The sequence below is a fragment of the Brevibacillus brevis genome (assembly GCF_031583145.1).
Taxonomy (GTDB): Bacteria; Bacillota; Bacilli; order Brevibacillales; family Brevibacillaceae; genus Brevibacillus; species Brevibacillus brevis_E.
On the sequence record NZ_CP134050.1, the window covers coordinates 3,015,462 to 3,042,301 of the forward strand.

The window sequence follows — 26,840 nt, forward strand, 5'->3', positions numbered from 1 at the left end:
CTATCTATTCACAAGGAGTGTTGACACATGAACGATCAGCAATTCGTAACCGATTTGATCGAGCAAAAAAGACAGAACTTCATCGACATCAGCGACCAAATTTGGGAGTACAGCGAGACCAAATACGAGGAAGTGCAGTCTGCGGCGCTACTTTGCCAAGCGCTGGAGGAAGAAGGCTTTCATGTAGAGCGGAAGGCAGGCGGGATTGAAACTGCACTAGTCGGGAGCTACGGCGAAGGAAAGCCGGTCATCGCATTCTTGGGAGAGTTCGACGCCTTGTCTGGACTGAGCCAGAAGGCGGGCGTGCCAGAGAAAGATCCGCTCGTCCACGGCGGGAACGGACATGGGTGTGGACACAATTTGCTGGGGGCCGGTTCCTTGGCTGCCGCGGTTGCGGTCCGGCACTACCTGGAGCAGACCGGTCAAAAGGGGACGGTACGGTATTACGGCTGCCCTGCCGAGGAAGGGGGCGGGGGGAAGGCGCACATGGCCCGGGCCGGATTGTTTGATGATGTGGACATCGCGTTTACCTGGCATCCATGGGATGAAAACCTGGCATACAACTGCCGGATGCTCGCTACTTGCCAGATGTATTTCAAATTCAAGGGAGTGAGCAGTCACGCTTCCTTCAGCCCGCATATGGGGCGGAGCGCACTGGATGCCGTGGAGCTGATGAACGTCGGGGCCAATTTTTTGAGAGAGCACATCATACCGGAAGCCAGACTTCACTATGCGATTACGAATGCGGGCGGTTTCGCGCCGAACGTCGTCCAGGCGGAGGCGGAGGTCTTGTACAAGATTCGTGCCCCCAGATCCCATCAGGTCAGCGAGATCTTGGATCGCGTCTGCGACATCGCCAGAGGCGCGGCGCTGATGACACAGACCGAGGTGGAAATGCAATTCGATGCGGCATCGGCCGACCTGATCCCCAATATTACGCTGGGCTCGCTCATGCATAAGCACTTCGAACAGATCGGCGCAGAGAGCTATACCGAGGAAGAGAGGGCTTTCGCCAAAGCTATTCAGGATACGCTCTCCGAGGAAGAAAAGAAAACGATCCGCAAACAAAACGGCAAAGTGCTTTCAGAAAACGTGAACCCGTATTCTGTGGAGCCGGGCTTCATCCCTGCTTCCACGGATGTCGGCGATGTGAGCTGGATCGTGCCGACGGGGCAAATTTACGTCACGACCTGCGCGTTCGGTACCCCGTTCCACAGCTGGCAGCTGGTGACGCAAGGGAAAACGTCCATTGCACACAAAGGGATGCTGCTGGCGGGGAAAGTAATGGCTGCTTCCGCTATCGATCTCATGAAACATCCCGAGTTGATCAAGAAAGCGAAGGCGGAGCACAAGGAACAGTTGGGGGGAGAAGAATACCGATCCCTGATCCCGCTTGGAACCAAGCCCATGCCGGTAAAAAAAGGATAACCGGAAAAGACAAGCCTTCTGCACGGAGGCTTGTCTTTTTGCTGGAGTGGGGATTTTGGGCGATCAGTGGCTTGTGACGAACGGTACTGCGAGATTCGAGAGGGGAGTGCGGACTCTTCCCACGAGAGATTTCCGCCCCGGTATATCGCATCCCACGTCAATTTCACTGGAAGAGGAGCTTGCGAGAGGACTTTCATCAAAAGAGCTTCTGCCTCTGCATGCACCTGAGCCGGTTCGACGACCTGATTTACCAGTCCGATTCGGAACGCTTCTTCTGCGCTCTAGGTACAAGTAGCAAACAAACAAATAGACTGTCTTTTCAGTTTATTATATAATGTCATAAGACGTAATAGTAAATCTGGGGAGGAATGGCTATGAAACTGATTGCGATTGGCGATAATGTGGTGGATTACTACAAGGACCGCGGAGAGATCTTTCCGGGAGGCAATGCCTTGAATGTGGCGGTGATGGGCAAACGGTACCATGCAGCCTCTTCCTCCTATATCGGGATCCTCGGCAGCGACCGGGCCGCCGAGCATGTCAAACAGACCCTGCTTCGCGAAAACATCGACATTTCGAGAATCAGGCAAGCCGTCGGGCCAAACGGAGAAGCGGTAGTATCGCTCAATCCGGAAGGGGACCGCGTGTTCGTCGGCTCCAATGCCGGCGGGGTGCAAGCGTTCATGGGACTGCGATTGAATCAGGAAGACCTTGACTACATAAGCTCCCATGATCTTTTGCACACCAGCATTTACAGCAATCTGGAGCAATACCTTCCCACATTGCAGGAGCGGATCCCCATCTCGTTTGACTTTTCTACCCGCTGGACAGAAGCGTATTTGCAGAGAGTCTGCCCCTACATCGACTACGGCTTCTTCTCGGGGAGCGACCTTTCGGAGGATGAGTGCCACCAGTTGATCTCCCGCGCGCATCACTTGGGAACGAAGGTCGTCGGGATTACCCGCGGAGCGCTGGGCGCGATTTTTTCCGAGGAAGGAAAGCTGTACCGCCAGCGCATCGTAGAAACCGAGGTCGTGGACACCCTGGGGGCAGGCGATTCCTTTATCGCCATGTTTCTGATCCAGTATCACCAACATCGAGATGTGGCCGAAGCGTTGGAGCTCGCCGCTGCGGCTGCAGCCAAGACCTGCGGACATTACGGAGCATTCGGATACGGGATACCCAAAGTGGGGTAATCGGAATGGGATAAATTCGATCTGTACAAAAAAGAAGCTAGAGTATAAATCTAGCTTCTTGTTATCCTTTGATCCCGCCGGTCGTGAGCCCTCTGACAAAGTACTTCTGCATGAAGAGAAACAGGAGGATGATCGGCAGGGCCGAGATGGTCAGGCCCGCCAACAGGACGCCCCAATCCGTCTGCAGCATATCCCGGAAAGCCATGAGTCCGGACGGGATCGTCTTCAGTTTGTTGTCGTCGATGAAGATGATCGAGAAGAGAAATTCATTCCAGGAGAAATAGGCGGTAAGCAGGGTGGACGTGAGCAGAATAGGCGTGCTCAGCGGGAGAAAGACCCGCGTGAAGACACCAAAGCTGCTGCAGCCGTCCAGGTAAGCCGCTTCTTCAATTTCTTTCGGAATGGTCAGAAAATGCGCCCGGATCAGCAGGATCGTAAAGGGGAGACGGTATGCTACGTATGGAATAATCAGCGCCCAGTACGTATTGAACAGTCCCAGGTTTTGAATCAGCTTGTAAAGCGGGATCAGACTGACCTGCGGAGAAAGCATCAAGCCGCCGAGAATGAGGATGAGGATCACCTGTTTTCCACGGAACTGAAATCGAGTCAAGCCATATGCGCCAAGCGCACTGAGGAAGACAGTCAAAAAGCAGGTGACAGAGGTGACGATCACGCTGTTCAGGAAGTAGTCCGAAATGCCTTGCTGCCAGGCCGTCACGTAATTTTCGAACAGCCAGCGAGTCGGCAGGCCCCAGCTATCGCTGAAGATTTCCGAGGATTCCTTGAGCGAGCTCATCACCATCCAGAAGAGGGGATAGGCGATGGCGACGAAATACAAAAGCAGAACAAGAAACAGACTAGAGGTGCCCGCCAGTGAAGAGCGAGAAGCTCTTTTCTTTTTGGTGAGAGGCACGAAGGGAGTGGCGCTTCGCTCTGAAACCGTCTCCAATTCTCTGTCCATGCTCGTCACTCCTCTCCGGTTTTGGACAGCTTCATCTGGATCAAGGAAATGAGGAGAGTGATAGCCAGAATGACATTGGCGATGGTAGACGCGTACCCCATTTGATCGTTGATGAAAGCAGATTGATACAGATAGGTTCCCAGTACCTCGGAGGCATGTCCCGGGCCGCCGCCGGTCAATATGTAGACTTCGTTGAAGACCGTAAACGCGCCCGCAAGCGTAATGGTCGAGGTAACGAACGTCATCTCTCTGACTTGCGGTACGGTGACGTGGAAAAACATCTGGATTTTGCTCGCACCGTCGATTTCGGCTGCCTCGTACAGCTCTTGCGGGATTTTTTGGATCGCGACGATGAACAGCATCATGATGTAGCCGATGCTTTGCCATTGTGAAACCGCGATTGCCGCGAATATGGCCGTCGTGGAATCTCCTGCCCATGCTCTTGTCCAGCTTTCCAGGCCGATCGCCTCCAAAAAGCCGTTCAGAAGGCCGACCTGCGGATGATAGATGAAGTCGAACAAGAGAGCGATGACTGTGATGGAAATGATGACGGGCGTAAAGAAAACCGTTCGGAAGACGGGCGAGATTTTTCGAAAGACCCTATCCTCGAGTACTGCCGCCAGAACCAGGCCGCCGAAGACTTGAAAGATCAGGGAGATGATCGCGTAGTATATGTTGTTGGTCAGGGCCGTGTAAAAGATCGGGTCGTGGAACAATTGCACGTATTGGCTGAGCCCGACAAATGTCATCTCCGGGGAAAAGGCACTCCATTCGAACAGGCTGTACTCGATGTTTTCGACGATGGGGTAGTAGATGAAGACAAGAATCATCAGGAAACATGGAAGAACGTACCAATAACCGGTCATTTTCCGCTGGATCATACCATCCCCCCTTGACGGTGTAGGAAGAGACAGCGGAGCCGTCGGACTCCACTGTCATCTTCAAATGCGGCAAGTTTCCTTGCTATTTCTGCGAGCGAACCTGCTGCGCTGCCTTGCGTACGTCCTGCATGACCTCTTCCGGTGTTTTTTCTCCGTTCAGCATCTGCTGGGTCCCGGCCAGATAAGCATCGACGATCTTGATATCCAGATCGGTGTCGAGCCACAGCGCCAAGCCTTCCGCACTGGTCACCCGATGCACGGCCTCGATGCCGAGCGGTGATGCGGTGCTTTCATTGACGGCGCCCTTGACCGCACTGTATTTGCCGACTTCCTTGACGAATTTTTCGGCTTGGGCTTTGGAGGTCAAATATTTCAGGAACTCGAACGCTTCCTTCGGGTGTTTGGTAGCTGCGGAGATCATGAAGCCTTCCGGCGCGCCGGTCAAATAGTTGGGATTTCCTTTGCCACCTTCGATGGAAGGAAAGTCGAGGAAGCCCCACTGGAACTTTGTCTTTGGTTCTACCAGGCGGACTTCAGCCGTTTCCGCGTAGAGGATGGCTGCTTTTTGATCGATGAACATCTGCCGGGCGAACTCATGGTCCAAACCGTTTGCGTCTTTGTTGAAGTACGGGACGAGCTCCTGCAGTTTTGCAAGGGCCTCCACGTAAGCAGGATCCTCGAATGAGCCGGTAGCGCGGTTGTAGTCGTTCTTGCGGGTACTCTCGTCCACCATGCGCTGGTTCAACGTCCCGATGTAGTGGGAAGAGGCCCAGGGCGCCTTGTTTCCGAAAGCGATGGGGGTGTACCCGTTGTCTTTGATCGTCTGGAGCGTCGTGATAAATTCCGACCACGTCTTCGGAACTTGCAGGTTCAGCTTGGAGAAGATCTCCTTGTTGTAAAAGAACGTCTTCCCGTCGATGGTGAGCGGCACGCCATACAGTTTGCCATCCAGACTGAACGGCTCCAGCTGTGACGCCATCAGCTGGTCGTGCCACGCCTTGTCTTGCTGGGCATAGCTCGTCAAATCCAGTGCTTTGCCTCCGCGTACGAATTTGTAGGCGTATTCGCCACTCCAGGAAAAGTAGATGTCGGGTGGATTGTTCGTGCCCAGCAGTACGCTGATTTTTTCCTTGTAAGCATCATTGAGAACAGCTTCCGTCTCGATGTGAATCTGGGGATGCTCCTTTTCGAAGTCCTTTACCACTTGTTCAAAATAGGTCTTGTCCGGATCGCGCGGCCAGCGGTGGAAAAAACGCAAGGTGATTTGGTCCCCGGAAGCGGGGGAAACCGCGTTGCCATCGGAAGCGTTGGACGGTTGCTGCTTGGCCGAATCAGTGGTGGAACAACCTGTTGCGAGAGAAAAAACGAGCAGTAGACCAGTGGCGAATCTGGAAAACTTCTTCATGACAGTGCCCCCTTTTCATCTGGCAAGAACGAAAAACTTCTATATCATAATATAACATCATAATATGATATAGAATTGGCAATTGTCAAATAATTTGTACGCAGCCGATTAGTAGGGGACTTTCCACATGTATCTTCTCGTCGAAAGCGGATGATTGCGGGCTTCCGCAAGCTCATTGGCAAACTGGCGCAAGACGGTGTTGAGCACGAGGGGGGCGATGTAACCGCGCAGACCCTCATCTACGCCGGAGAGATCAAACTCTGTGGCATCGAGTACGGTGAGCTTTTCACCGTATTGCTTGCTGAATTGCAGGGCACGCTCTTCCAAGGGGCGTGTCTCGTCCAGACCGAGCAGCAGGATGATCGGAACGTTTTTGTCGAGGATTTCAAAAGGGCCATGGAAATACTCGCCGGCGTGAATCGCGTGGGAGTGAATCCACTGCATTTCCATCAGGATGCAGATCGCAAAAGAGTAGGCTACACCGAAATTGGCGCCGCTTGCCATCGTGTAGATGAGCTTCTCGTCCTTGTGAGCGGCAGCGAATGCTTTCGCCCTTTCCGCGAACTGGGATTTCGCACGGTCATACACGGCTTGCAGGCTTTGCAAGGAATGAAGGAGCTGATGGAACTTCTCATTTTCTTCCTTGATGGAGAGCAGTCCGACGACCAACTGGTACATGATCGAGTAATTGGTCTCGAAAGCCGGAGCTTCTGGCCCATACGAGTATGTAATGACGTGCTCGGATGCTTCGGCCAGAGGAGAGGTCGGTTCATGGGTGAGAGAAACGGTGAGGGCGCCTTTGCTTCGGGCAAACTTGGCTGCTTCGACTGTCTCCGGCGTGTTGCCCGAGTGGGAGCAGAGGATGACCAGGGAGTGAGCCCCGATCGTCGCCGGATTGCGATGGATGAACTCGTTGGAGCTGTACAGGTCGGAAGCGATGCTCTTCGCTTCGCGGTCCAGCAAATACTTGCTCGGATACATCAAAGCTGAGGAACCGCCGCATGCGACGAGAAAGACATTTTGAATTGTGCGGGTGCTCATCGCGTCCAAAGCTTGCTGTACTTGTGGATGGATCATGGAAAGGCCTCCTTAAATGGATGTAGTGATTATATAACAATATATAACATCATATCAAAATACATTCAACTGATTTTTTGGAATTGTTCTGAAACTGGTTTTGCAAAGCAAACAAAAAACACTGGATTGGCATCGTCCAGTGTCAATTGTTGCGACGGGGACCGGTTTGGCCGGTATTGATCGTGAAGGTGACGCGATCGGTTGGGATGAGTGAACACGAGGAGTGAAAGGGATGGCCGTCTTCATCATAGGCGACCTTGTCGATCTGGTACAGAGGCGTGCCGATGGAACAACGCAGCAGCTTGGCTTCGTCCTGCGTGGCCATGATGACATTCAAGGTTTTCAGGTTGTACGCCGGCTCGACGTCGTAGTATTTCTTCAGCACCTGATAGGTCGAAATGGATTCGGCGATATGCTTTTCGAGATCAGGGAATCTGGTAAGGGGATAGTACACGGTTTCCCAGACGAGCGGGACATCATTCACGTAATGCAATCGCTTCAGCTGGAGAATGGCAGTCCCGGGCGGAATTTGCAGGGGGGTGGCGATTGCTTCCTCTGCATCCATGATCGTCGTAGACACGATCTGGGGCTGCGGAGACTTACCGGTTTGCGTGAGAAATTCAGAAAAGCCGTTGACGGCGATCAATTCTCGTTGCAGCTTCATGGCCGTGACGAAGGTGCCTTTTCCTTGCTGGCGCTGCAAAATCCCTGCTTCCACCAGCTCGGTAATCGCCCTGCGCGTCGTGATCCGGCTGACTCCGTACATCTCGCACAATTCTCCTTCGGGAGGGAGCTGCTGGCCGACTTTGTATACACCACGGTTGATATCTTCTTTGATAATTTCTTTCAGCTGGAGATACAGGGGCTTGAGACTTGCGTTATTTAATTTCATCGCTTCGACTCCGATCAAAAAAATTTCAAATCGTCTTATAATAATATATCACATTTGAAACGAGCAAGCATTTTCCCGGCAGCTCAGCCCTGATTCAAGGTGGAAAAGGGAGGAACGCCTTGCTACACTTAGAGGATGGAGAGGAGGAGCCGGACGTTGGAAAAAAAAGTACCCATGCATGTCCAATTGCGCGAGTTGATTCGGGAAAAAATCGCAGAAGGAGAATACGGGTTCGGGCAGGCCATCCCTTCGGAACGGGAATTGGCCGCCATGTACGGGCTGAACCGCATGACGGTGCGAAACGCGATTGAAGCGTTGGTCAAGGAAGGACTCCTCAAAAAAGTGCAAGGAAAAGGCACTTTCGTCGCTCCCTCGAAAATCAGCTCCGATCTATACAAGCTGCAGGGGTTTGGCAAGATGCTTCTGACGAAGGGCATCAAGCCGTCAAGCAAGATTCTCTACACGGGAAAGCGCAAGGCCGGGAGCAAATACGCTTCCGTGTTCGGCCTCGACGAGGAGGCGGAGCTGTTTCGCATCATTCGTTTGCGGCTGGGGGACGATGAACCTTTCGCGTTGGAGGATACGCTCGTCCCATACGATCTCGTCAGCGAAATCGAGCTCGTCGACTTTCAAATCCATTCGCTTTACGACTTTTTGGCGGGGAGTGGAATTGAGCTGGAGATGGCTCACGAGACGCTGACTTTGGTGAAGGTCCGGGATGTCGAAGCGAAACTCCTTCAAGTACCGCCCGGAAGCCCCGTCTTTTTGCATGAATGCAAAAGCTGCGACCGCATGAATCGCGTCGTGGAATTTACGAAGTCGTACACCAACGGACAAAAGAGCTATTTCATTGCGGACAAGCCGTGAGCCATATCTATTTGACGGATTCACAGTCTACAATGAAATGGATAGGGAGGCCTCCTTTCCGTGACGCCAGCCGCGTGTAACGGAAAGAGAGGTTTTTTTGCATGGGCGGATTTCCATTTTTTTGTTGACGGAAGAATGCGACTGGTATAGTATTCGAATCAAGTGGTATGTATTTAAAAGTGGTATAGAGTCGTTTCTTGGTAGATGAGTATACCAGTTGGGAGATGGCAGGACCATGAGGAAGTACGATACTGTCCGTTCGGATCTCACGGAAAAGATCGAGGCGTACATCCAGGAGCACCAGTTGAAGGCACATGACAAGCTTCCATCGGAAAGGGAACTCAGCGAAATCTGGGACGTGAACCGGATGACCCTCAGAAGTGCCACCCGGCGTCTTGTCGACGAAGGGATTCTCTACAGTGTTCCTGGCAGCGGCACGTATGTCGCTGCCAAGAAAATCAACCGAAACTTGTGGCAGTTCCTCTCCTTTTCCGAAGCCATGAAAGAGGCAGGACTGGATGCCCGCACCAACGTGATTTCCTGCAGGCAAATCGAAGCGAACAAGAAGCTGGCGCAAACCTTCTCGATCCTGCTTGGCACACCAGTGATCGAGCTGAAACGAATCCGGATCGTGGAAGAGGAGCCTTTCTCGCTGGAGACGATTTACATCCCGTCCCGCTTTTGCCCCGGGCTCGAGAAACACGATCTGGAAAAACAGTCGCTGTACGCGGTTTTGCGAAACGTGTACGGCATTGAGCTCACCCGAAGCAGACAAGAAATCAGCCTGACGTACCTGACCGAAGAGGAAGCGGCTTTCCTTGGTGTGGCTGAGGGCGAAGCGGCTGTATGCACCAAAGTGGTGACAGCCACTGAGGAAAAGCTCCCTGTCGAGTACACGATTGAAATCGCTAGAGGTGACCGCTGCCAGTTCAGTACGATCCTGAGATGACTGGACGTGCAGCCCTGCCTGGTTTTAGAGCCAAGCGCTTTAAAATAAAAAGCCATTATCGTGGGGAGGAATACGGATGTTGAAATTCGATTCACAGCTGTTTCTTCAGACAGTAGGGAAGGACGCCATTGCGCAGCGGGAAAACATCGAGAAGATCGTCGACGAAATTTCTGCGAGAGGCTTCCGCAACCTGTTTCTGATTGGCGCAGGCGGCACCATCGCAATGATGTACCCGTACGAGTATATCTTCAAGTCCAGCTCCACGCTGAAAGTCCATGCGGAAATCGCTGCGGAATTCATGGTCATGAATCACAAGCATTTCGGCAAAGATTCCGTCTGTATTTTCGCATCGGTATCCGGCACGACCAAAGAAACGGTCGCCGCGGCGCAGTATTGCAAGGATAGAGGAGCCACGACAATCGGGCTGGTCGCGGATCCCGACACTCCGCTCGCAAAAATCGTCGATTACTGCATCTCGACCGGACATGAGAAGCATTCGTTTGACACGTTCTTCCTCCACCTGTACATGCTGACCTTCCGCTTCATGCACAACAACCGCGAATTCCCTCTGTACGAACAGTTCACCTCGGAGGTCGCCTTGCTTCCCGAAGCCATGCTCGAGGCGATGGAGTCGTTCGAGCAGCGCGCAGAGGCATTTGCGATCCGGCACAAGGATACGGATTACCATATGCTGGTCGGCGCTGGCAACCTGTGGGGCAACACGTATTCGTACGCGATGTGCATTCTGGAGGAAATGCAGTGGATTCGTTCGAAATCAATCCATGCAGCGGAATTTTTCCATGGCACGCTGGAGCTGGTCGAGGAGAATACCAGCGTCATTCTGCTCAAAGGGGAAGACGAGACTCGGCCTTTGGTCGAACGGGTGGAGCGTTTCGCCGAAAAAATCACGAAAGAACTGTTCATCCTCGATACAAAAGAATTTGCGCTGGAAGGGATTAGCGAGGAGCTGCGACAATATTTTGCGATCAGCCTCAACTGGGCGCTGCTGAATCGGATCAGCGTGTACCTAGAGCGCGAGCGGAACCATCCGCTGGAGACAAGACGATACTACCGCAAGATGGACTACTGACCGGCAGCCGTATTCAAGAGGAGCACTACAGAGGTAGTGCTCTGTTTGGCAAAGGGATGAAAGCGGTTTCGGGCAAAAGGGAGAAAGCGAGGAGGCAGCTACATGAAAGTAATCGGCTTTGGCGACAATGTCGCAGATGTCTATCTCCACACCAGGACGCGATATCCGGGAGGCAACTCCGTCAATTTTGCCGTCTATGCGAAGCAGCTGGGGATTCCTTCCGCGTATCTAGGCGCGTTTGGCAACGACGAGATCGCTGCTTTCATCCGGCAGGAGCTGACGTCAATCGGCATCGATCTTTCGCGCTGCTTGCAGCGAGATGGTGAAAATGGCTACGCCGAGGTCAATCTCGTCGATGGAGACAGGGTGTTTGTAGGTGGAAACAAAGGCGGCATCTCTACGCAGCTGCCACCCGTCCTGAGCAAGGACGATTTGACGTACATGAAAGACTTCGCACTCATCCACTCCGGCTGCTACGCCAACGTAGAGTCCGAGCTGCCCAAGCTGCGCCGCCTGGACGCATTGGTCGCCTACGATTTCTCGGAAGAGTCAAAATTCAGGACGGACGACTACTTGGGGCGAGTGTGTCCGCACATCGACTTTGCCTTGTTTTCAGGCGGGCATTTGACGGAAGAAGAAATTACACAGCTGGCCAGCCGTGTGAGAGTGTACGGAGTCGATGGGATTCTCGTCACGCGAGGATCGAGGGGACCGCTTTTCTTCTGCGGAGGAGAGACGTACGCCGGGACTGTCGAATACGTGGAGCCCGTCGATACGATGGGAGCCGGAGATTCCTATCTGACCGCCTTTCTCATCCATTTGGTGCAGTCTGGCTGGAAGAAAAACCAGCTTCCTTCCCGGGAAGCCATTTTGTCCGGCTTGCAAAAAGCCGCTTCGTTCTCGGCAAAAACCTGCCTGATTGACGGGGCATTCGGTCATGGGCAATCATTTTAAATACGAACTCGCCCGCACTTGACAGAATCGTCAGATAACTTCATGATCGCTATAAAGGTATATACCAATCAGGAGAAGGTTGAGTCGGCATGGAACCACGCACTAGTGATAGCACTCCATTCTATAAGCAGTTAAAGAACAAAATCCTGGACGAGATCGAGAGCGGAAAGCTTTCCAGCGGAGACAAGCTGCCATCCGAAAGGGAGCTTGCGGACTTGTACGGGATCAGCAGAATGACGGCCAGACATACCTTGTCCATCCTGGAGAGGGAGGGAGTGGTCGAGCGCAGGGTAGGATCGGGAACATTCGTTACCAACAAGAAGATCGAGATGGACTTCATTACATTCAACAGCTTTACCAAAAATATGCTTGGCAAGGGGCTTCGACCGAACACACAGCTGCTCTCCGTCCGGAAAGATCTGGCGAAGCCATCCCTGGCGAGGAAACTGAAAGTGCCGGAGGGGGAAGAAGTGATCGTGTTCAGGCGCCTGCGATTGGTCGACGGGACGCCGGTGGCCATCGAGGAGTCGTTCCTTCCGTACGGGTACTGCCCGGGAATCGAAGAGCACATCGCGGATGACACCTCTCTTTATCAAGTATTGGAAGACGTCTACCAAATCGTGCTGGTGAAAGCCCGGGAGTACATGCAAGTCACATTTTCCGACGAAGCGGAAAGCAAGCTGCTGCGGATCAAACCGGAGAGCCCCTGTATTTTGCTGGAAGCAGTCGCTTATGACAAAAAAGGGCGGGAAATCGAGTTTTCCAAGTCGATCACACGCAGCGACATTGTGCGGTATTACTCGGAATTACACCTCAAATGAAAGAATCGGAGGCAAACAAATTTTTTTAGAAATAATGGTATATACCATTAAGGGGAGGAATCGTCGTGTTGACCTGTACACGAAAGCTGGCTCTACTCGGTACGTTGGTTTTGTCGTTGATCGCAAGCGGTTGTTCCAGCCCGTCCTCCACGGCAGGCGAATCCGCGTCAGGATCCGGTGCCGACGGAAAGATCGAACTGAAAATCCTGCACAAGTGGCCCCAGCCTGAGTACGCTCCTTACTTTGAAGAAGTTGTCAAGGAATTTGAAAGCCAGAATCCTTCCATCAAAATCAAGATAGAGGCGGTAGCCGACGAACCGATGAAGGACAAACTGAGAGTCATCATGGGTGGAGGCTCCGTTCCGGACATCATGTTCTCATGGTCGGGAGAATTCGCCAGGAAGTTCGTACGCTCGGGAGCCGCCATGGATTTGACGGAAGCATTGAATGCCGATCCCGAGTGGAAAAACAGCTTCATTCCAGCCTCGCTTCAGCCGTTCGTCTCGGACGGCAAAAACTACGGGGTACCGCTGCGCTTCAACGGGAAGTTCTTCGTCTACAACAAGGAGATCTTTGACAAGTATCAGCTGCAAAAGCCGAAGACATGGGGTGAATTTTTGCAACTTTTAGACAAGTTGAAGCAGGCAGGGGAGACGCCCATCGTGCTCGGCAACGCGAGTCCCTGGGCAGCCATTCACTATTTGACGGGACTGAACCAGAAGCTGGTACCGGGCGACGTACGGATGAAAGACTACAATCCCAGCTCGGGAGAATTTACGGATCCGGGTTATATCAAGGCTTTGGAATATTTGAAGGAACTTAACGACAAGGGATACTTCAACGACAACATCAACTCGAGCTCCCATGATATGGCCACCCAGATGTTCTTTGCAGGGAAAGGTGCGATGATGTACCTCGAGCTGGAGGAATTCCAGGAAGCGCAAAAAAATATGCAGGCGCCGTTTGACTTCTTCCCGTTGCCTTCCATCCCGGAAGGAAAAGGAAATCAGAACTACATTACCGGAGCGCCCGACGGGTTTATCGTATCATCGAAAACCGAGCATCCGAAAGAAGCCATCGCATTCTTGAAGTTCTTGACCAGCAAGCAAAATGCGGAAAAGCTGGTCAAGAGTATCGGCTGGCCCAGTCCGATCGTGGGAGCGACGAATCCGGATACGGCAATGAAGCAAGTCGCTGAAGCCGTTGACATGATGAAGAGCGCCGAAGGCATGGCCGAATGGCTGGACACCGATGTGCATGCCAAAGTGGCGGATGCGTACCTCTCCAACATCCAGCTGCTTTTGGATGGCACCAAATCGCCGGAAGACGTCATGAAAGAAGTGCAGGCAGTGGCACAAGAGGTCAAACAGGAAGTGAAGCAGTAAGTCATTCGGGGGAAAGCAGCCCTTGCACTGCTTTCCCTCTCCCCAGGAGGGAGCATGATGTTGAAATCGTCATTTTCCAATGCCCGGTCCGCACTCCCTTTCATCATACCGGCCCTTCTCCTCATCGTGCTGTTCGTCTTCCTTCCGATCGTGTTCAATCTGTATTACAGCATGTTCCGGTGGAGCGCATTTGACATGAATGGCGAGTTTGTCGGGCTGGATTACTACACGAAGCTGTTCCGAGACCCCGTCTTCTACATCGCATTAAAAAACAACTCGCTGTATGCGGTCATCTCCCTTTTGTTTCAGGTAGGAGGAGGGCTGGTAATCGCCGCCATCCTCGAGGAGAAAATCATCCGACGCTGGCAGCCTTTTTTTCGGACCGTATTTTTTATGCCGGCCGTCATCTCTATATCGGTAGTCGGTCTCATGTGGCAGCTGTTGTACAACCCCGATATCGGACTGATCAATGGTGCGTTGAAAGCGATCGGCCACAACGACTGGGCGCGCTCTTGGCTGGGTGACAGCAAAACGGCGATTTACGCAGTCGTGGCTGTCTCTCAATGGCAGTATACCGGCTACATGACGATGCTTTTCCTGATCGCGATGCACAAAATTCCCGGAGAATTGTACGAGGCCGCGATGATGGACGGAGCCAGCCGGATCCGCACGTTTTTCCACATCACGATTCCCCAACTGAAGGAAATGATTTTGGTCGGAAGCATGATCACGGTCATCGGAGCGTTCAAAGTGTTCGATGAAGTGTACGTCATGACCTTCGGAGGACCCGGCCGTTCTACCGAAGTGCTGGGAACGATGCTGTACCGGGCAGCGTTCCGCAATGATGAAATGGGGTACGCTTCGTCCATCGGGACTGTGATTTTTGCCATTACGCTCCTTTTGTCTCTCTTGCAAATGCGCATATCCAAAACGGGCAGGGAGGTGTAAATCGTTCTGATGACCGGGCTGAACCGACTCTACCGCATAGCGATCTGGCTATGGTTTGCCGCCTATGCGATCTGTATCCTGTACCCGCTGTTCTGGCTTGCCATGAATGGCTTCAAATCCAATCGAAATTTCTTCCTTGACCCTTGGGGGTTGCCTGAGAAGTGGCAGTGGCAAAATTACGTCTCCGCCTGGAAGGCAGGGATCGGCCACTACTTCCTGAACAGCGCTTTCGTCACCGTCGTCTCGGTGTTCCTCGTGCTCCTGATCGGCTCCATGGCTGCATTCGGACTTAGCCGCTTTCGCTTTAAGGGAGCCAACCTTCTCTTGCTGATTGTCGTGAGCGGCTTGATGCTGGCTCCGCAGGTGAGCCTGATCTCCCTTTACAAAATGCTGCAGATGATCGGGCTGTACAACACACACTGGGGGTTGATCGTCCCGTATGTCGCTTTTCAGTTGCCGTTTTCAATCTTCCTGATGCGGTCGTACTTCCTCTCCATCCCGAGAGAGCTGGAGGAGTCGGCGACGATTGACGGCTGCAGCACCTGGCAGGTCTATTGGCACATCATTTTGCCTATGGGCAAGCCGATCTTGGCTTCTGCCGCCTTGCTCACCGGTATGAATGTCTGGAACGAGTTTATGTTTGCGATGGTATTCATCGAAGACTCCGCACTCCGGACGATTCCGGTCGGCCTCATGAACTTGAGGAGCCAGCTGAACACGGATTTCGGCGTCCAGCTGGCAGGTCTGGCGATTTCCGCTTTGCCCATGATCATCGTCTTCATCCTGTTCCAAAAACAGTTTGTACGCGGCATGATGGCAGGCAGTGTAAAAGGATAACCAATCGCTCGGGAGGGGTAAGATGGCTGCAATCAAACGATCGCAAATCACCGGCATGAACTTTCATTACCTTCACTATCCGTTGACCTACTTTCTGGATTCCATGGTCCGCTACCAATTCGAGCACATCGAGCTCTGGGGTGCGGCGCCGCATTGTTATGTGGAGGATTTGTCGTCAGGCGACCTCAAGCAAATCAGAAGAGAGCTGGATGTTCGCGGACTTACGGTCGTGTGCTTCACACCGGAGCAGTGCATGTATCCTGTCAACCTCGCCGCCAAAGAGAACGCAGTCAGGGAAAGAAGCCTGCAGTACTTTCAAAAGTCCATCGAGGTGAGCGCCGAGCTGCAGTCCCCGATCGTTTTGGTGACCGCAGGCTGGGGCTATCGCAATGAACCCAGAGAGGAAGCGTGGCAGCGGTCGTGCGATTCCTTGCGGCAGCTTGCCGAGTATGCGCAGCAAATGGGGATCACGCTCGCTTTGGAACCGCTCCAACGCATCGAATCCAACCTGGTTTGCGATCGGTCCGACTTGACGCGCATGCTTGGGGAAATTGGGTCTGCTTCTGTCAAAGGCATGGTCGATACGGTAGCGATGGCCGTGGAGGGCGAGGATTTGGAGAGCTATTTCGAGCAGTTTGGCGACGATCTGGTCCATATCCATCTGATCGACGGAAAGCCGGGCGGCCATTTGGCCTGGGGAGATGGACACCTTCCGCTCGCGGACTACATGGAAGCTTTGGGGAGAAACAGCTACACCGGTGCATTGTCGCTGGAATTCACATCATCGCAGTACCTGCTGGATCCGGACAGGGCAGTGGAAGCGTCTCTGAAGCTGCTCGAGCCGTATTGGGCGTAGGCAAAGCAAGTGACTAAAGACCCATCAATGGAGGAGGAGAAACACATGCTGTCTGAACAAGTAGGTCGCGTACTGGAGGAGCTGCAACGAAGAGAAATAGAAAAGGTGTACCTGGTCGCCTGCGGCGGTTCCTCTGCGCTCATGTACGCCAGCAAATATGCGCTGGACCGCGAAGCGAAAAGGATCGATTCGGACCTGTACAGCTCCAACGAGTTCGTCTACCGAAACCCCGCAAGGCTTGGGGAGAAATCGCTCGTCATCCTCTGCTCTCATTACGGAAAGACGTCCGAAACCGTGGAAGCCGCTCGCCACGCGAGAAAGAAGGGGGCGATGACCGTCTCTCTCACGAACGAGGCCGACTCGCCGTTGGCACACGCATCCGAATTCGTGATCGTGTATGAGGAAGGAAAGGAACATCCCTTTCTGAACGACCCGCACGCGATCATGTACGAGCTTGTCTTCGGTCTTTTGCACATCCAGGAGGGGAATCGGAAATTTGATACGTTGATTCGTTCTTTGGCGGAGCTGAGACCCGTGTTGGAGAAGGCGAAGGAGCAGGCCCGGGCGGCAGCGAAGGATTTCGGCCGCACCTTTCGGGAAGCAAACATCATCTACACTATGGGCAGCGGAGCCAACTATGGGATCGCCTACTGGTTTGCCATTTGCATCTTGATGGAGATGCAGTGGATTCACTCCCATGCGATTCATGCCGGCGAGTATTTTCACGGGCCTTTTGAAATCTTGGAGAAGGATGTGCCGATCATCCAGCTGCTCGGACTGGATGAGACTCGCCCTGTGGAAAAACGCTCGCTGGCATTCTCGCAGAAATACGGAGAAAACATCATCGTCGTGGACGCCAACGATGTTGACTGGGGGCAAATAGACGAAAGCGTACGGGGATACCTCGCGCCCATCGTCTTGCAGCGGGTGCTCAGAGTCTATGCCGAAGAACTGGCCGAAGCTCGCCAGCATCCCCTGAGCACCCGCCGTTACATGTGGAAGGTGCCTTACTGAAGCGAGAGAGATCACAGAATACTGGGGACGGCGCCTTTCGCGCGGGACTAAGTGGTCGGCTGACCTCGTCGTGCGAAAGGCGTATGCGCGTGGATGGTGGATAGGAGGAGAAAAGAGATGATCAAAGGAATCGTTTTTGACTTCGACGGTTTGATTCTCGATACGGAAACCGTCTGGTACGACTCGTTTCGTGAGGCATTCAGGCAATTGCATCTGGACCTGCCGCTGGAGGACTTTGCCTCCTATGTGGGCACACACGGCGCTGACTTCGATCGCTATCTGAAAGAACGGATCGGAAACGAAGAACTTCTGATGGCGGTCAAGCGCACGGCAAAAGAACTTCATCGCGAGAAGATCCAAAAGCTGGATGCGCGAGAAGGGGTACGGACGTATCTAGAGGAAGCAAAGGCACTGGACATGAAAATCGGTCTGGCGTCCAGCTCGGATCGGGCCTGGGTACGGGGGTTCCTCGGGCAGCTACAACTCCTCTCGTTTTTTGACGCGATCAAAACGGCGGATGATGTGGCGAGAGTGAAGCCAGACCCCGAGCTGTATCTGCAGACAATCGAGGCTCTCCAATTGACACCGGGTGAAGCAATCGCGTTCGAAGACTCTGCGCCTGGTGCAAAAGCGGCGACCACAGCCGGATTGCATTGCGTAATCGTCCCCAATCCGGTTACGGGTCACCTCTTATTTGAGCGGTACGATCTGCGGCTGACTTCGATGGCAGAGCGTCCTTTGTCGGAAATTGTGCGCGAACTGGAGAGAAAGGCGAGTGAACGACCCCGTGGCCTCATTTGAGAGGAAGCTGCTGTTCATTTCCCTCGCCAGCATGCTATTCTTCGGTTCGATTGATGCCTTGAGAAGCATGGTCACTCCTATGATGCAAGCGGACTTGCAGCTGAATTATCTGCAAATCAGCGCCGCCTTTTCTCTGGGATCAGTCGGATACTTGACCGGTTCGTTCACAGGAGGTCTCGCGGTAGACCGGTTCGGATTAAAGGCCGTGACCTTGTGGGGAGGCGTACTGATCGCCGCAGGGCTGCTTCTCTACATGAACGTAGCAGCCTATTTCTGGTTTGCAGCGGGTTTTGTCATTGCGGGCATCGGGGGAGGCATTCTGGAAATCGGCATCAACGGAGCCGTACCGGCTGTCTCGCGTTCCGCCGACGATCAGGCCCGCTATTTTAACTGGCTGCACGGTTTTTACGGGATCGGGGCGACGGGACTTCCGTTATGGAGTGTGTGGATCCTGGAGCATTTTAACAATTGGCGCAGCGGGTTTTGGCTCGAAATCTCCTTGCTGGGCTGTATCCTGCTCTTTGCGGTTTTCTTTCGCTACGGACATGTGACGACGAAAAGGCAGGAGAGAAGAAGCGATCCCGTTCCCATTTCGAGGGCAGGAGGCTATCCCAAACTCATGAGCCTGCTTGCGGCTATTATGACGTATGTGATGGCTGAGGTAGGTTTCGCTACCTGGCTACCATCCTATGTCGTTCAGGTGAGTAAACTGACATTGACAGAAGGGGCTTTCTGCTTGTCGGGTTTTTACCTGATCTTTACGCTCGGGCGTCTGAGCGCACACTGGTGGATGAACCGAATCGGTCAAGAGAAGGCTGTCATGATCAGTTCGACAGCAGCCATTGTAACGCTGGGGATCGCCATGTCGGGGAATCGGGCGACGCTTGCCTTGTTCATCGTGGCAGGACTGTGCTTTTCCGTCATTTTTCCGACCATAGCGTCGATTGCCTGTCATGTCTACGCCGATCACGCGGGGAAAGTCCTCGGCTACTTGTTTACCGCTTCAGGTATCGGGGCGATGCTGGGAAACGGTATCATCGGGCTCCTCGCCAACCATTTCGGGCTGAAAGCGGGCTTTTCCGTGATTTTGTTCTTTCTCGGCTGTGTCCTTATCTGTATGTGGATCGTCATTCGCTTGAACAAGTCCGCCGTGCTGGCAGTGAACGCAGGGGAGCGGCTCGAACGATAGGGTGATCGATAAAAATAGTGGCATGCTTGATCTACGGATCAGGGAGAAACGACGGCTCCATAAAAAAAGGCGCTTCCTAATGAACTGCACCCCATTTGTTAGACACATCTAACATTTGGAGGTGCAGTTTTTCTATGGCCAAATTTACATCTGACGATAAATTGTCGGCGGCTCAGCGCTATTTAGATGGTACAGAGAGTTATGAATCGATTGCTGCAATCCTAGGTACAACAGAAAGCGTCGTTCGGAATTGGGTGAAGCAATACGAGCACAATGGTGTAGAAGCATTTAGAAAATCCTATACAAGCTACTCAGCCCAATTTAAACTAGACGTACTCAATTATATGAATCATTTTGGGACGTCTCCGAATGAAACTGCTGCCATTTTCCAAATCACCTCTCCTGCCTTAATTCGGAAATGGATGAATAGACGCCCTACAATCAAAGAAAAAGGGGCGTCCAACCGTGAAAAAGGAAACCAAAAAGGGAATACCTGTTGAGGGATCAGTCGAGGCATTACGGGAAGAAGTAGAGCGTTTACGCATGGAGAATGCTTACCTAAAAAAGTTGAGTGCCTTAGTTCAAAGCAAGGAAAAATTACAAAGCAAGACAAAGCGCAAGTAATTTTTGAGCTAAGGACAGAATTTCCTATAAAAGCTTTATTGAAACTCGCTGGCATTCCACGCAGTACCTACTATTACTATGTGAAAATAAACAGTCGTCCAGATAAACATGCTGAATTAAAAGCAATCATTCAGGTCATTTACCATGAACATAAAGGGCGCTACGGGTACCGCCGTATTACTCATGAACTGAGGAATCGGGGATATCTGGTAAATCATAAAAAAGTTCAGAGATTAATGAACAGGCTAGGTTTAAAAAGCATAATTCGGATGAAAAAATATCGCTCGTATAAAGGGAAAGTTGGAAAGACGGCACCGAACATATTGAATCGTGATTTTCATGCAGAAAAACCAAACGAGAAATGGGTAACAGATATAACTGAGTTTAAATTATTCGGTGAAAAGCTCTATTTATCACCAATGTTGGATTTGTATAACGGAGAAATTATCGCTTATACAGTTGATTCAAGACCAAGGTATTCTCTTGTGTCTAAAATGTTGGCACAAGCGTGTCAACGACTAACCGCTAAAGACAGATTGCTGATTCACTCGGATCAAGGTTGGCATTACCAAATGAACCAATACCGACAGGTATTGAAAGACAATAACATCACCCAGAGTATGTCGCGAAAAGGAAACTGCTATGACAACGCTGTGATGGAGAGTTTCTTTGGAACTTTAAAATCAGAATTCCTGTACACGCAAGAGTTTGAAAGTGTGGAACAATTTAAACGAGAGCTAGCAAAATATATCTATTACTATAACAACAAGCGTATCAAGACAAAATTAAAAGGTCTGAGTCCAGTGCAATACCGAACTCAAACCTTACTCGCTGCTTAACAAAAACTGTCTAACCTTTTGGGGTCACTTCATAAGGGAGCGTCTTTGTTATTTCCGGAACGTATGTTCGTTTTGTGGAACATTCAAAAACATGTGGTGGATGTTCAACTCTCATATTATTAGTATAAAACATTCTGAATCATAAGTCTATATATTTTTTGATTGATGCTTTATAGTTTGGATACCCGGCCGGGAAATTACCATCACCTTTGTTTTGGGAAAAGGGGAGTGTCTCGTGCAAATAAGGCTATGGGATCACAATTTGAAAGTGCGGTTGATTGGAGAGGCTTTGTTCAATATGCTGTTTTGGATGTACTTTCCGTTTTTGGCCGTCTATTTTGGCGAGGCGCTCGGCCACCATATCGCAGGGCTGCTGATGGCAATCCCGCCGGTTTTCAGCTTGATGGGAAGCCTGCTCGGCGGAGCGATGGCAGACCGGTTCGGACGGCGCCCGGTCATGCTGTTCGGAGCTCTTCTCCAGACGCTGATGTTCGGCTGCTTTGCCTTGTCGACATCTCCTTGGTTTGATTACTTTGCCTTCATCGGCATCGGGCTGGGTGGAGCCGTCTATCGGCCCGCCAGCTCTGCGATGGTCGCCGACCTGGTTCCTGCACCCTACCGCCGCCAGATTTTTGCTACCTTTACGACTGCCAACAACGTCGGGGCCGTGCTGGGGCCAGCGCTGGGAGCTGTATTCTTTTTTCAATACCGCCAAGAGCTGTTGTGGACCTGCTCGCTGGTCTTGCTTCTGTACGTGATCGCGATTTTTTTCCTGGTACAGGAAACGCTGTCGCCAACTATGAAAAGTCAGGGAGGCAGTTCCTCGATCACTCGCGTATTCAAGGAGCAGTGGAACGGCTACGGCTTCATTCTTCGTGATCAAGTGTTCCTGGTTTATACGCTGGCGGGCATTTTTGCTTTGGTTCCCATCATGCAGCTCGACCTGTATTTGGCTGTCTATATCATCAATGAGGTACCTGCCCAACCGCTTCTCCCGTGGTTGAGCCATTCGCCCATGCTCACAAGTACGGACATATATGGATGGGTGTTAGGGTTGAACGGCCTTTTGTTCGTGCTGTTTATCCTTCCCGTGACGAAATGGCTCCAGCATTGGAAAGAGCGCGATGTATTCCTATTGTCGTCGCTGCTTTCCGGAATCGGTACGTTTGCCCTTGGGCTACATACCCAGCTCTGGTTCTTGTTTTTCGTAACGATCGTCTTTACGTTTGGCGAGATGGTCCGCTCACCGGTGACACAGAGCTTCATCAGTCGGTATGCCCCGGCGCATGCGAGGGGGCAATATATGGGAGCGGACAGTCTGCAGGCAACAGTCGGGCGTTTCTTGGCGCCAGTGACGGTCTTCCTTTCCAACTGGCTGTCTCCGTTGGGTATTTTCAGTATCATTCTTGGGTTTGCCTTGATCAGTATCGTGCTATACATCCAGCTATTCAGAATGGATGTACATACCCCAGAGACAATAGATGGACGGAAGGATTGAACGGTGGTGTCCAGCTCTCTTGTGGGATGGCGACCGAATAGGCATGGCTTATCGCAGACAAGCTGTTTCCATTTACAAGGCAGCAGCTTGTTTATTTTTTTGGGAATAAACGGCCGGGTTCGACCATGGCTCCCGTACGGACGATCTTCTATATTCCGGTTAATTGCAGCGATGGGAGGATATACTAATCCCTAATTGTTTCCGCGAGGGTCCGTCAAGCTAGGGAAAAGCCCATCAGGAGTGAATGTGATGAAGGAACATCGTTGGTTTTCCAAGACTGCCGACCTTCAAATCGAGCATATAGACGGAGTGGGGGGCCGTCTCCGGCTGTTCTATCTGGAGAGTTTGGCAGACAGCGACGTGGTCTATAAGCACTTGCTCCCCCTTTTGAAAAAATGCGATCTTTCGCATATCACCATTCACGATATTGAGCAGCAGATTGGCGTGACGCCCGATGAACGCCTGTACAACGAAGAGCAGGTCATCGAAAGCTTGATCAGGGGAGGCATTTACATCCACCTGGATCATGCGGAGTACGGGGTCTACTTTCCGTCGGATGGGACGCAGGATCGCCAAATCAATTCACCGGAAATCGAAACGAATATCCTGGGACCGCAAAATTCTTTTGTGGAAGAACTGAATGTCAACCTGTCCTTGATTCGCAAATACATTGTTTCCCCTCGGCTCCTTCATGAACGCATCGTGATCGGGGAGACGGCGCCAGCCGAAATTGCCCTGCTTTATATGGATGGGATCGCCAACGAGGAGAACGTTCAGACCTTGAGGCAGCGTGTACAAGAGCTGGTGGTGGAGAGTGTGGTCGATTCGAGTATGCTCGCCCAATACATCAAGGACAATGAGTACTCCGTATTCCCGCAATTGATGATGACGCAAAGGCCCGACCGGACAGTGGCGGGCTTGCTGCAAGGGCAAGTGGCTTTATTGGTGCAAGGCAGCCCGTTTGCGATTCTCGGTCCCGTCACCTTTATTCAACTGTTCCAGGCTACGGAGGACTCGTATTTTCGCTGGAGCATTGCCTCATTCCTGCGCCTCCTTCGCGCATGGGCGGTATTGCTTGCCTTGCTGCTCACCCCGACCTATGTCGCCGTTCTCACGTATCATTACGAAATCATACCTGCGGATCTCTTGATTTCGCTTGCCCAGTCCCGTTCACGAGTTCCCTTTCCGCCGATTATGGAGGCCATTTTGCTGGAGGGAATCATCGAGCTCCTGAGAGAAGCGGGAGCGCGGCTGCCGACCAAGATCGGGCAAACCATCGGTATCGTAGGTGGTATCGTTATCGGACAAGCCATCGTGCAGGCTGGCTTTACGAGCAACATCCTCATCATCATCGTCGCTCTCGGTGCGCTTTCGTCATTCAGTTCCCCCAACTATATATTGGGCGCCGCTATTCGGGTGCTTCGTTTCCCCATTATTTTGTTGGCGGGATTCTGGGGAGGATTCGGGATTGCCATCGGGATGAGCTGGCTGCTGACTCATTTGATTCGACAAACCAGTTTGGGACGGCCCTATCTCCATCCGGTTTATCCGCTTCGAATCATGGACATCAAAGACAGCCTCATTCGAATGCCCATTTCTTTTTTCGGAATACGGCCGCAAATTTTTCAGCCGAAAGACGACGTTCGGTTTGATCCGTCCAGGGGAAAGATGACAGAGGACATCGACGATTAGGGGAGAGAGTGCATGCAGATTAATGTGTATCCCAAGGAATCCAATCAAATTCCCGCCTATTTGATCGCCTTTCTCATTCACTCGAACCAAGTGGGTGTGGGTATTCTTGGCTTCCAGAGGGTCATCGCCAAAGAGGCCGGTCATGACGCCTGGATATCGGTTGCGATTGCCGGGATTGCGGTTCACCTCGTCGTGTGGGTCATCTTCATGACGTTGTCGAGATACCCGTCAGCCGATTTGTACGGGATCAACCGCGATGTATTCGGCAAATGGCTCGGCAATCTGATCAACCTGCTCTACATGATCTATTTCACCATGGCAGCGATCGTGGTCCTCCGCTCCTACACGGAGGTGGTACAGGCATGGATGTTTCCCGAAGTATCGACGTGGTCGCTGTCTGCCGTTATTCTAGGCCTGACTCTGTATACCATTTTGGGTGGAATCCGGGTGATCACGGGCTACACTTTTATCAGTCTGCTCGTGACCTTTTGGCTGATCACAGACCTCTACTTTCCATTGGAGTACGCAAGATGGTCATATTTATACCCCGTGCTACAGGCAAAAATGACGGAGATTCTGCACGGATCGGTTTCGATGAGTTTGACCATCATCGGCTTTGAAGTCGCCTATGTACTGTATCCGTTTTTAAAAGAGAAGCAAAAGGCAGGGGTTTTTGCTCAAATGGGCGTCCTCTATACGAACTTATCTTATCTCGTTCTGATGATTGTCTCGCTTACGTTTTTAGCAAAGAGCAATTGATGAAAACCATTTGGGCCACGTTGAATTTGCAGCAGATGGTTTATGTGCCCCTTCTCGAACGTTTTGAAATTCTGTTGACGCCTCTTTGGCTGCTGATTATTTTGCCGAATCTGATGCTTTATACATGGTCCGTTTCCCGCGGACTGAAAAGGATGTTCCAGTGGTCGCAAAAACGGAATATTTACCTGGTGATGCTGGTCGTTCTTGTTGTCTCACCGATCTTCGTTAGACGATCTGAGATTAATGCATTGGACAATATCGTGGCCAGAGTGGGGATCTACGCCGCCTTTGTCTACCCGCTTTTTCTCTTTTTGATGGTGGAAGTGAAACGCATCTGGCGCAAACGGGCGATGGGAGGGCAAAGCAGTGAGGATAAACAAGCGTAAGCCGCATTCGGGCAGTAAGGGACTGGCTTTCGTAATGACGCTCATGCTATCCATGACGCTCATTGGTTGTGAGCCCCCCCGGATACTGGATGAGACGGGCCTGATCACGGTTATCGGTTTTGATCAGTTAGAGAAAAAACGGATTCGGGGAACTGCCGCCATCCCGGTCGTCAATTCCATGGCGAAACAAAAAGTCCAGATCATTTCAGGGACAGAGACTACGCTGAGGGGGATCTTGAACGACCTCGATTTTCAATTGGACCGCAAACCGCGACTGGGGCAGATGCGAGTCGCAATTTTCAATGAAGACATGGCGAAGAACGGAATCATCCGCTTCGTAGGCGGATTGGACCGGACGGAAGTGGGAAGCCGTCCCTATCTGGCAGTGGTCCGTGGTAAAAGCTACGATCTGGTGAACGCATCCTTTCAGGAACAAGGGAACATTGGCTTGTATCTGTACTACTCGATTTTCAAAAACGTACGGGGCGAACAGCTCATCTCGCCGACTCTGCACGAGTTTTTGCGTGCGTATTACAGTGAGGGCAGCGACCCCTGCTTGCCATACCTTGAGCGAAAAGGCGATGACATCAAGATTCTGGGGCTCGCCCTGTTCAAGGATGATCGGTTTGTGGACTGGATTAAGCCTCATCAATCGTTTTATATCAAGCTGATCCGCGACCAGTTCCGCACAGGCACTTTCCAGACCACTCTGCCTAAGCATATAATCAAAGCGCGAGGCTACCCAAGCGTAAGCCCAACCCTGAAAGTGCAAGAAGTCCCGGTCGTCCTGGATACGATCGCCAGCAAATCGAAAGTGAAACTCACTTCTGTCAATCCGCCGGCATTTGATGTGGAAATCAAGATTCGCTCCCGTTTATCGGAAATCGGAATCAAGACGAATCTGGAGAGCACTCAGGTCCTGAATCAGCTCAACCACGGTATCGAAAAGAAGATGGAGAAGGAAATGGAACAACTGATCAAGTTTCTTCAACAAAAAGAGATCGATCCGATTGGTTTCGGAGAGCAATTCCGGGCCCAGACCCGAGCCGAGGAACTGAAAAAAGAAGAGTGGCGAAAACGGTACAAGCAGGCAAAATTTACGTTTCGGGTGCACAACGACATCATCCGCACGAGCATCACTGACTAACAGGCACGAGGACGAATCCATTCAATGGAAGGCGCTATAGGCGTCTTTTCCATCCCCAGCCGCGTTCGAGTATTTGCTTGCGTACGCACCTAGCATTCTGTTTGTGGAGCACGACCGTGAATTCACGAACCAGCTCGCCACGAAAGTCATCGAACTTGAAAACGGGTATTCATAAAGCATAGCCTCAGTCGTGCGATCTCAGAAATCGGCGGCTGCTGTCTGGTAGCGTGAACAAACAGCAGCCGCTTTCCCCTCACTTCTTCTATTCCAAACAGTCAGCCTCGTCTTCCGAAAACAAGTAGTTCCTTTGCAATTCGATCTCCTAGAAAGGAAATACTATAATG

At 51.9% G+C, this 26,840-nt stretch carries 22 protein-coding genes and 2 pseudogenes; 19 read left to right on the top strand and 5 right to left on the bottom strand.

Annotated elements, in window-relative coordinates:
• Positions 1 to 27: 27 nt before the first annotated feature.
• Together RGB73_RS14960 and RGB73_RS14965 are read left to right on the top strand one after the other, a co-directional pair.
• Positions 28 to 1,428 (top strand): M20 family metallopeptidase, encoded by a 1,401-nt coding sequence (locus RGB73_RS14960; RefSeq protein WP_310773914.1) that lies wholly within the window; start codon positions 28 to 30, stop codon positions 1,426 to 1,428.
• Between the two features lie 374 nt (positions 1,429 to 1,802).
• The gene (locus tag RGB73_RS14965) at positions 1,803 to 2,624 is read left to right on the top strand and encodes a PfkB family carbohydrate kinase (protein ID WP_310773917.1); all 822 of its coding nucleotides are present in this window, start codon (positions 1,803 to 1,805) and stop codon (positions 2,622 to 2,624) included.
• 61 nt (positions 2,625 to 2,685) lie between these two features.
• Here the strand turns inward: RGB73_RS14965 and RGB73_RS14970 are convergent, their stop codons facing one another.
• From RGB73_RS14970 to RGB73_RS14990, 5 genes are all read right to left on the bottom strand, one after another.
• A complete protein-coding gene (locus tag RGB73_RS14970) occupies positions 2,686 to 3,585 on the bottom strand; it encodes a carbohydrate ABC transporter permease (protein WP_310773919.1) in 900 nt (299 codons plus the stop codon).
• Positions 3,586 to 3,590: 5 nt separating this feature from the next.
• Positions 3,591 to 4,466, bottom strand: coding sequence for a carbohydrate ABC transporter permease (locus RGB73_RS14975; RefSeq protein ID WP_310773921.1), 876 nt, complete (start codon positions 4,464 to 4,466; stop codon positions 3,591 to 3,593).
• Between the two features lie 82 nt (positions 4,467 to 4,548).
• The gene (locus tag RGB73_RS14980) at positions 4,549 to 5,871 is read right to left on the bottom strand and encodes an ABC transporter substrate-binding protein (protein ID WP_310773924.1); all 1,323 of its coding nucleotides are present in this window, start codon (positions 5,869 to 5,871) and stop codon (positions 4,549 to 4,551) included.
• Positions 5,872 to 5,979: 108 nt separating this feature from the next.
• Positions 5,980 to 6,948 carry an SIS domain-containing protein gene (locus RGB73_RS14985; protein ID WP_310773927.1) on the bottom strand — a complete coding sequence of 323 codons (969 nt, stop codon included), beginning with the start codon at positions 6,946 to 6,948 and terminating at the stop codon, positions 5,980 to 5,982.
• Positions 6,949 to 7,090: 142 nt separating this feature from the next.
• Entirely contained in the window at positions 7,091 to 7,840 is a 750-nt protein-coding gene (locus RGB73_RS14990; protein WP_310773929.1) for a GntR family transcriptional regulator, read from the bottom strand.
• Positions 7,841 to 7,996: 156 nt separating this feature from the next.
• Here RGB73_RS14990 and RGB73_RS14995 point away from each other — a divergent pair, with 156 nt between their 5' ends.
• The 17 genes and pseudogenes from RGB73_RS14995 to RGB73_RS15075 all read left to right on the top strand — a co-directional run bounded on the left by RGB73_RS14995 (position 7,997) and on the right by RGB73_RS15075 (position 26,496).
• Positions 7,997 to 8,707, top strand: a complete 711-nt coding sequence (locus RGB73_RS14995) for a GntR family transcriptional regulator (RefSeq protein ID WP_310773932.1) — start codon at positions 7,997 to 7,999, stop codon at positions 8,705 to 8,707.
• Positions 8,708 to 8,942: 235 nt separating this feature from the next.
• Positions 8,943 to 9,656 (top strand): GntR family transcriptional regulator, encoded by a 714-nt coding sequence (locus RGB73_RS15000; protein WP_310773935.1) that lies wholly within the window; start codon positions 8,943 to 8,945, stop codon positions 9,654 to 9,656.
• Positions 9,657 to 9,732: 76 nt separating this feature from the next.
• Entirely contained in the window at positions 9,733 to 10,746 is a 1,014-nt protein-coding gene (locus RGB73_RS15005) for an SIS domain-containing protein (RefSeq protein ID WP_310773938.1), read from the top strand.
• Positions 10,747 to 10,848: 102 nt separating this feature from the next.
• Positions 10,849 to 11,700 (top strand): PfkB family carbohydrate kinase, encoded by an 852-nt coding sequence (locus RGB73_RS15010; protein ID WP_310773940.1) that lies wholly within the window; start codon positions 10,849 to 10,851, stop codon positions 11,698 to 11,700.
• Positions 11,701 to 11,789: 89 nt separating this feature from the next.
• Positions 11,790 to 12,521, top strand: a complete 732-nt coding sequence (locus RGB73_RS15015) for a GntR family transcriptional regulator (protein WP_310773943.1) — start codon at positions 11,790 to 11,792, stop codon at positions 12,519 to 12,521.
• 65 nt (positions 12,522 to 12,586) lie between these two features.
• On the top strand, positions 12,587 to 13,906 hold the full coding sequence (locus RGB73_RS15020) for an ABC transporter substrate-binding protein (RefSeq protein ID WP_310773945.1): 1,320 nt from the start codon (positions 12,587 to 12,589) through the stop codon (positions 13,904 to 13,906).
• A 54-nt stretch (positions 13,907 to 13,960) separates the two neighbouring features.
• Positions 13,961 to 14,854 carry a carbohydrate ABC transporter permease gene (locus tag RGB73_RS15025; RefSeq protein WP_310773947.1) on the top strand — a complete coding sequence of 298 codons (894 nt, stop codon included), beginning with the start codon at positions 13,961 to 13,963 and terminating at the stop codon, positions 14,852 to 14,854.
• Between the two features lie 9 nt (positions 14,855 to 14,863).
• Positions 14,864 to 15,691, top strand: a complete 828-nt coding sequence (locus tag RGB73_RS15030) for a carbohydrate ABC transporter permease (RefSeq protein WP_310773951.1) — start codon at positions 14,864 to 14,866, stop codon at positions 15,689 to 15,691.
• Between the two features lie 22 nt (positions 15,692 to 15,713).
• Positions 15,714 to 16,547 carry a sugar phosphate isomerase/epimerase family protein gene (locus RGB73_RS15035; protein WP_310773954.1) on the top strand — a complete coding sequence of 278 codons (834 nt, stop codon included), beginning with the start codon at positions 15,714 to 15,716 and terminating at the stop codon, positions 16,545 to 16,547.
• Positions 16,548 to 16,574: 27 nt separating this feature from the next.
• Positions 16,575 to 17,561 (top strand): SIS domain-containing protein, encoded by a 987-nt coding sequence (locus tag RGB73_RS15040; RefSeq protein WP_396136219.1) that lies wholly within the window; start codon positions 16,575 to 16,577, stop codon positions 17,559 to 17,561.
• Between the two features lie 120 nt (positions 17,562 to 17,681).
• Entirely contained in the window at positions 17,682 to 18,362 is a 681-nt protein-coding gene (locus RGB73_RS15045; protein WP_310774323.1) for an HAD family hydrolase, read from the top strand.
• Positions 18,337 to 19,551: an MFS transporter gene (locus RGB73_RS15050; protein WP_310773959.1), complete on the top strand. Its 1,215-nt coding sequence runs from the start codon at positions 18,337 to 18,339 to the stop codon at positions 19,549 to 19,551. The genes RGB73_RS15045 and RGB73_RS15050 overlap by 26 nt, the downstream gene beginning before the upstream one ends.
• A gap of 134 nt (positions 19,552 to 19,685) precedes the next feature.
• A pseudogene (locus RGB73_RS15055) lies at positions 19,686 to 21,014 on the top strand (IS3 family transposase).
• Positions 21,015 to 21,249: 235 nt separating this feature from the next.
• Positions 21,250 to 22,512: an MDR family MFS transporter gene (locus RGB73_RS15060; protein ID WP_310773962.1), complete on the top strand. Its 1,263-nt coding sequence runs from the start codon at positions 21,250 to 21,252 to the stop codon at positions 22,510 to 22,512.
• 249 nt (positions 22,513 to 22,761) lie between these two features.
• Positions 22,762 to 24,204, top strand: coding sequence for a spore germination protein (locus RGB73_RS15065; protein ID WP_310773965.1), 1,443 nt, complete (start codon positions 22,762 to 22,764; stop codon positions 24,202 to 24,204).
• A gap of 12 nt (positions 24,205 to 24,216) precedes the next feature.
• Positions 24,217 to 25,349, top strand: a pseudogene (locus RGB73_RS15070) (GerAB/ArcD/ProY family transporter).
• On the top strand, positions 25,330 to 26,496 hold the full coding sequence (locus tag RGB73_RS15075; RefSeq protein ID WP_310773967.1) for a Ger(x)C family spore germination protein: 1,167 nt from the start codon (positions 25,330 to 25,332) through the stop codon (positions 26,494 to 26,496). Before RGB73_RS15070 ends, RGB73_RS15075 begins: the two are co-directional and overlap by 20 nt.
• Positions 26,497 to 26,840: the final 344 nt, after the last annotated feature.

What these genes read in the sequence shown, in the direction of transcription:
- RGB73_RS14960 (WP_310773914.1), top strand. Translation starts at nt 28, where the DNA reads ATGAACGATCAGCAATTCGTAACCGATTTGATCGAGCAAAAAAGACAG.
- RGB73_RS14965 (WP_310773917.1), top strand. Translation starts at nt 1,803, where the DNA reads ATGAAACTGATTGCGATTGGCGATAATGTGGTGGATTACTACAAGGAC.
- RGB73_RS14970 (WP_310773919.1), bottom strand. Translation starts at nt 3,585, where the DNA reads ATGGACAGAGAATTGGAGACGGTTTCAGAGCGAAGCGCCACTCCCTTC.
- RGB73_RS14975 (WP_310773921.1), bottom strand. Translation starts at nt 4,466, where the DNA reads ATGATCCAGCGGAAAATGACCGGTTATTGGTACGTTCTTCCATGTTTC.
- RGB73_RS14980 (WP_310773924.1), bottom strand. Translation starts at nt 5,871, where the DNA reads ATGAAGAAGTTTTCCAGATTCGCCACTGGTCTACTGCTCGTTTTTTCT.
- RGB73_RS14985 (WP_310773927.1), bottom strand. Translation starts at nt 6,948, where the DNA reads ATGATCCATCCACAAGTACAGCAAGCTTTGGACGCGATGAGCACCCGC.
- RGB73_RS14990 (WP_310773929.1), bottom strand. Translation starts at nt 7,840, where the DNA reads ATGAAATTAAATAACGCAAGTCTCAAGCCCCTGTATCTCCAGCTGAAA.
- RGB73_RS15000 (WP_310773935.1), top strand. Translation starts at nt 8,943, where the DNA reads ATGAGGAAGTACGATACTGTCCGTTCGGATCTCACGGAAAAGATCGAG.
- RGB73_RS15005 (WP_310773938.1), top strand. Translation starts at nt 9,733, where the DNA reads ATGTTGAAATTCGATTCACAGCTGTTTCTTCAGACAGTAGGGAAGGAC.
- RGB73_RS15010 (WP_310773940.1), top strand. Translation starts at nt 10,849, where the DNA reads ATGAAAGTAATCGGCTTTGGCGACAATGTCGCAGATGTCTATCTCCAC.
- RGB73_RS15015 (WP_310773943.1), top strand. Translation starts at nt 11,790, where the DNA reads ATGGAACCACGCACTAGTGATAGCACTCCATTCTATAAGCAGTTAAAG.
- RGB73_RS15025 (WP_310773947.1), top strand. Translation starts at nt 13,961, where the DNA reads ATGATGTTGAAATCGTCATTTTCCAATGCCCGGTCCGCACTCCCTTTC.
- RGB73_RS15030 (WP_310773951.1), top strand. Translation starts at nt 14,864, where the DNA reads ATGACCGGGCTGAACCGACTCTACCGCATAGCGATCTGGCTATGGTTT.
- RGB73_RS15035 (WP_310773954.1), top strand. Translation starts at nt 15,714, where the DNA reads ATGGCTGCAATCAAACGATCGCAAATCACCGGCATGAACTTTCATTAC.
- RGB73_RS15040 (WP_396136219.1), top strand. Translation starts at nt 16,575, where the DNA reads ATGGAGGAGGAGAAACACATGCTGTCTGAACAAGTAGGTCGCGTACTG.
- RGB73_RS15065 (WP_310773965.1), top strand. Translation starts at nt 22,762, where the DNA reads ATGAAGGAACATCGTTGGTTTTCCAAGACTGCCGACCTTCAAATCGAG.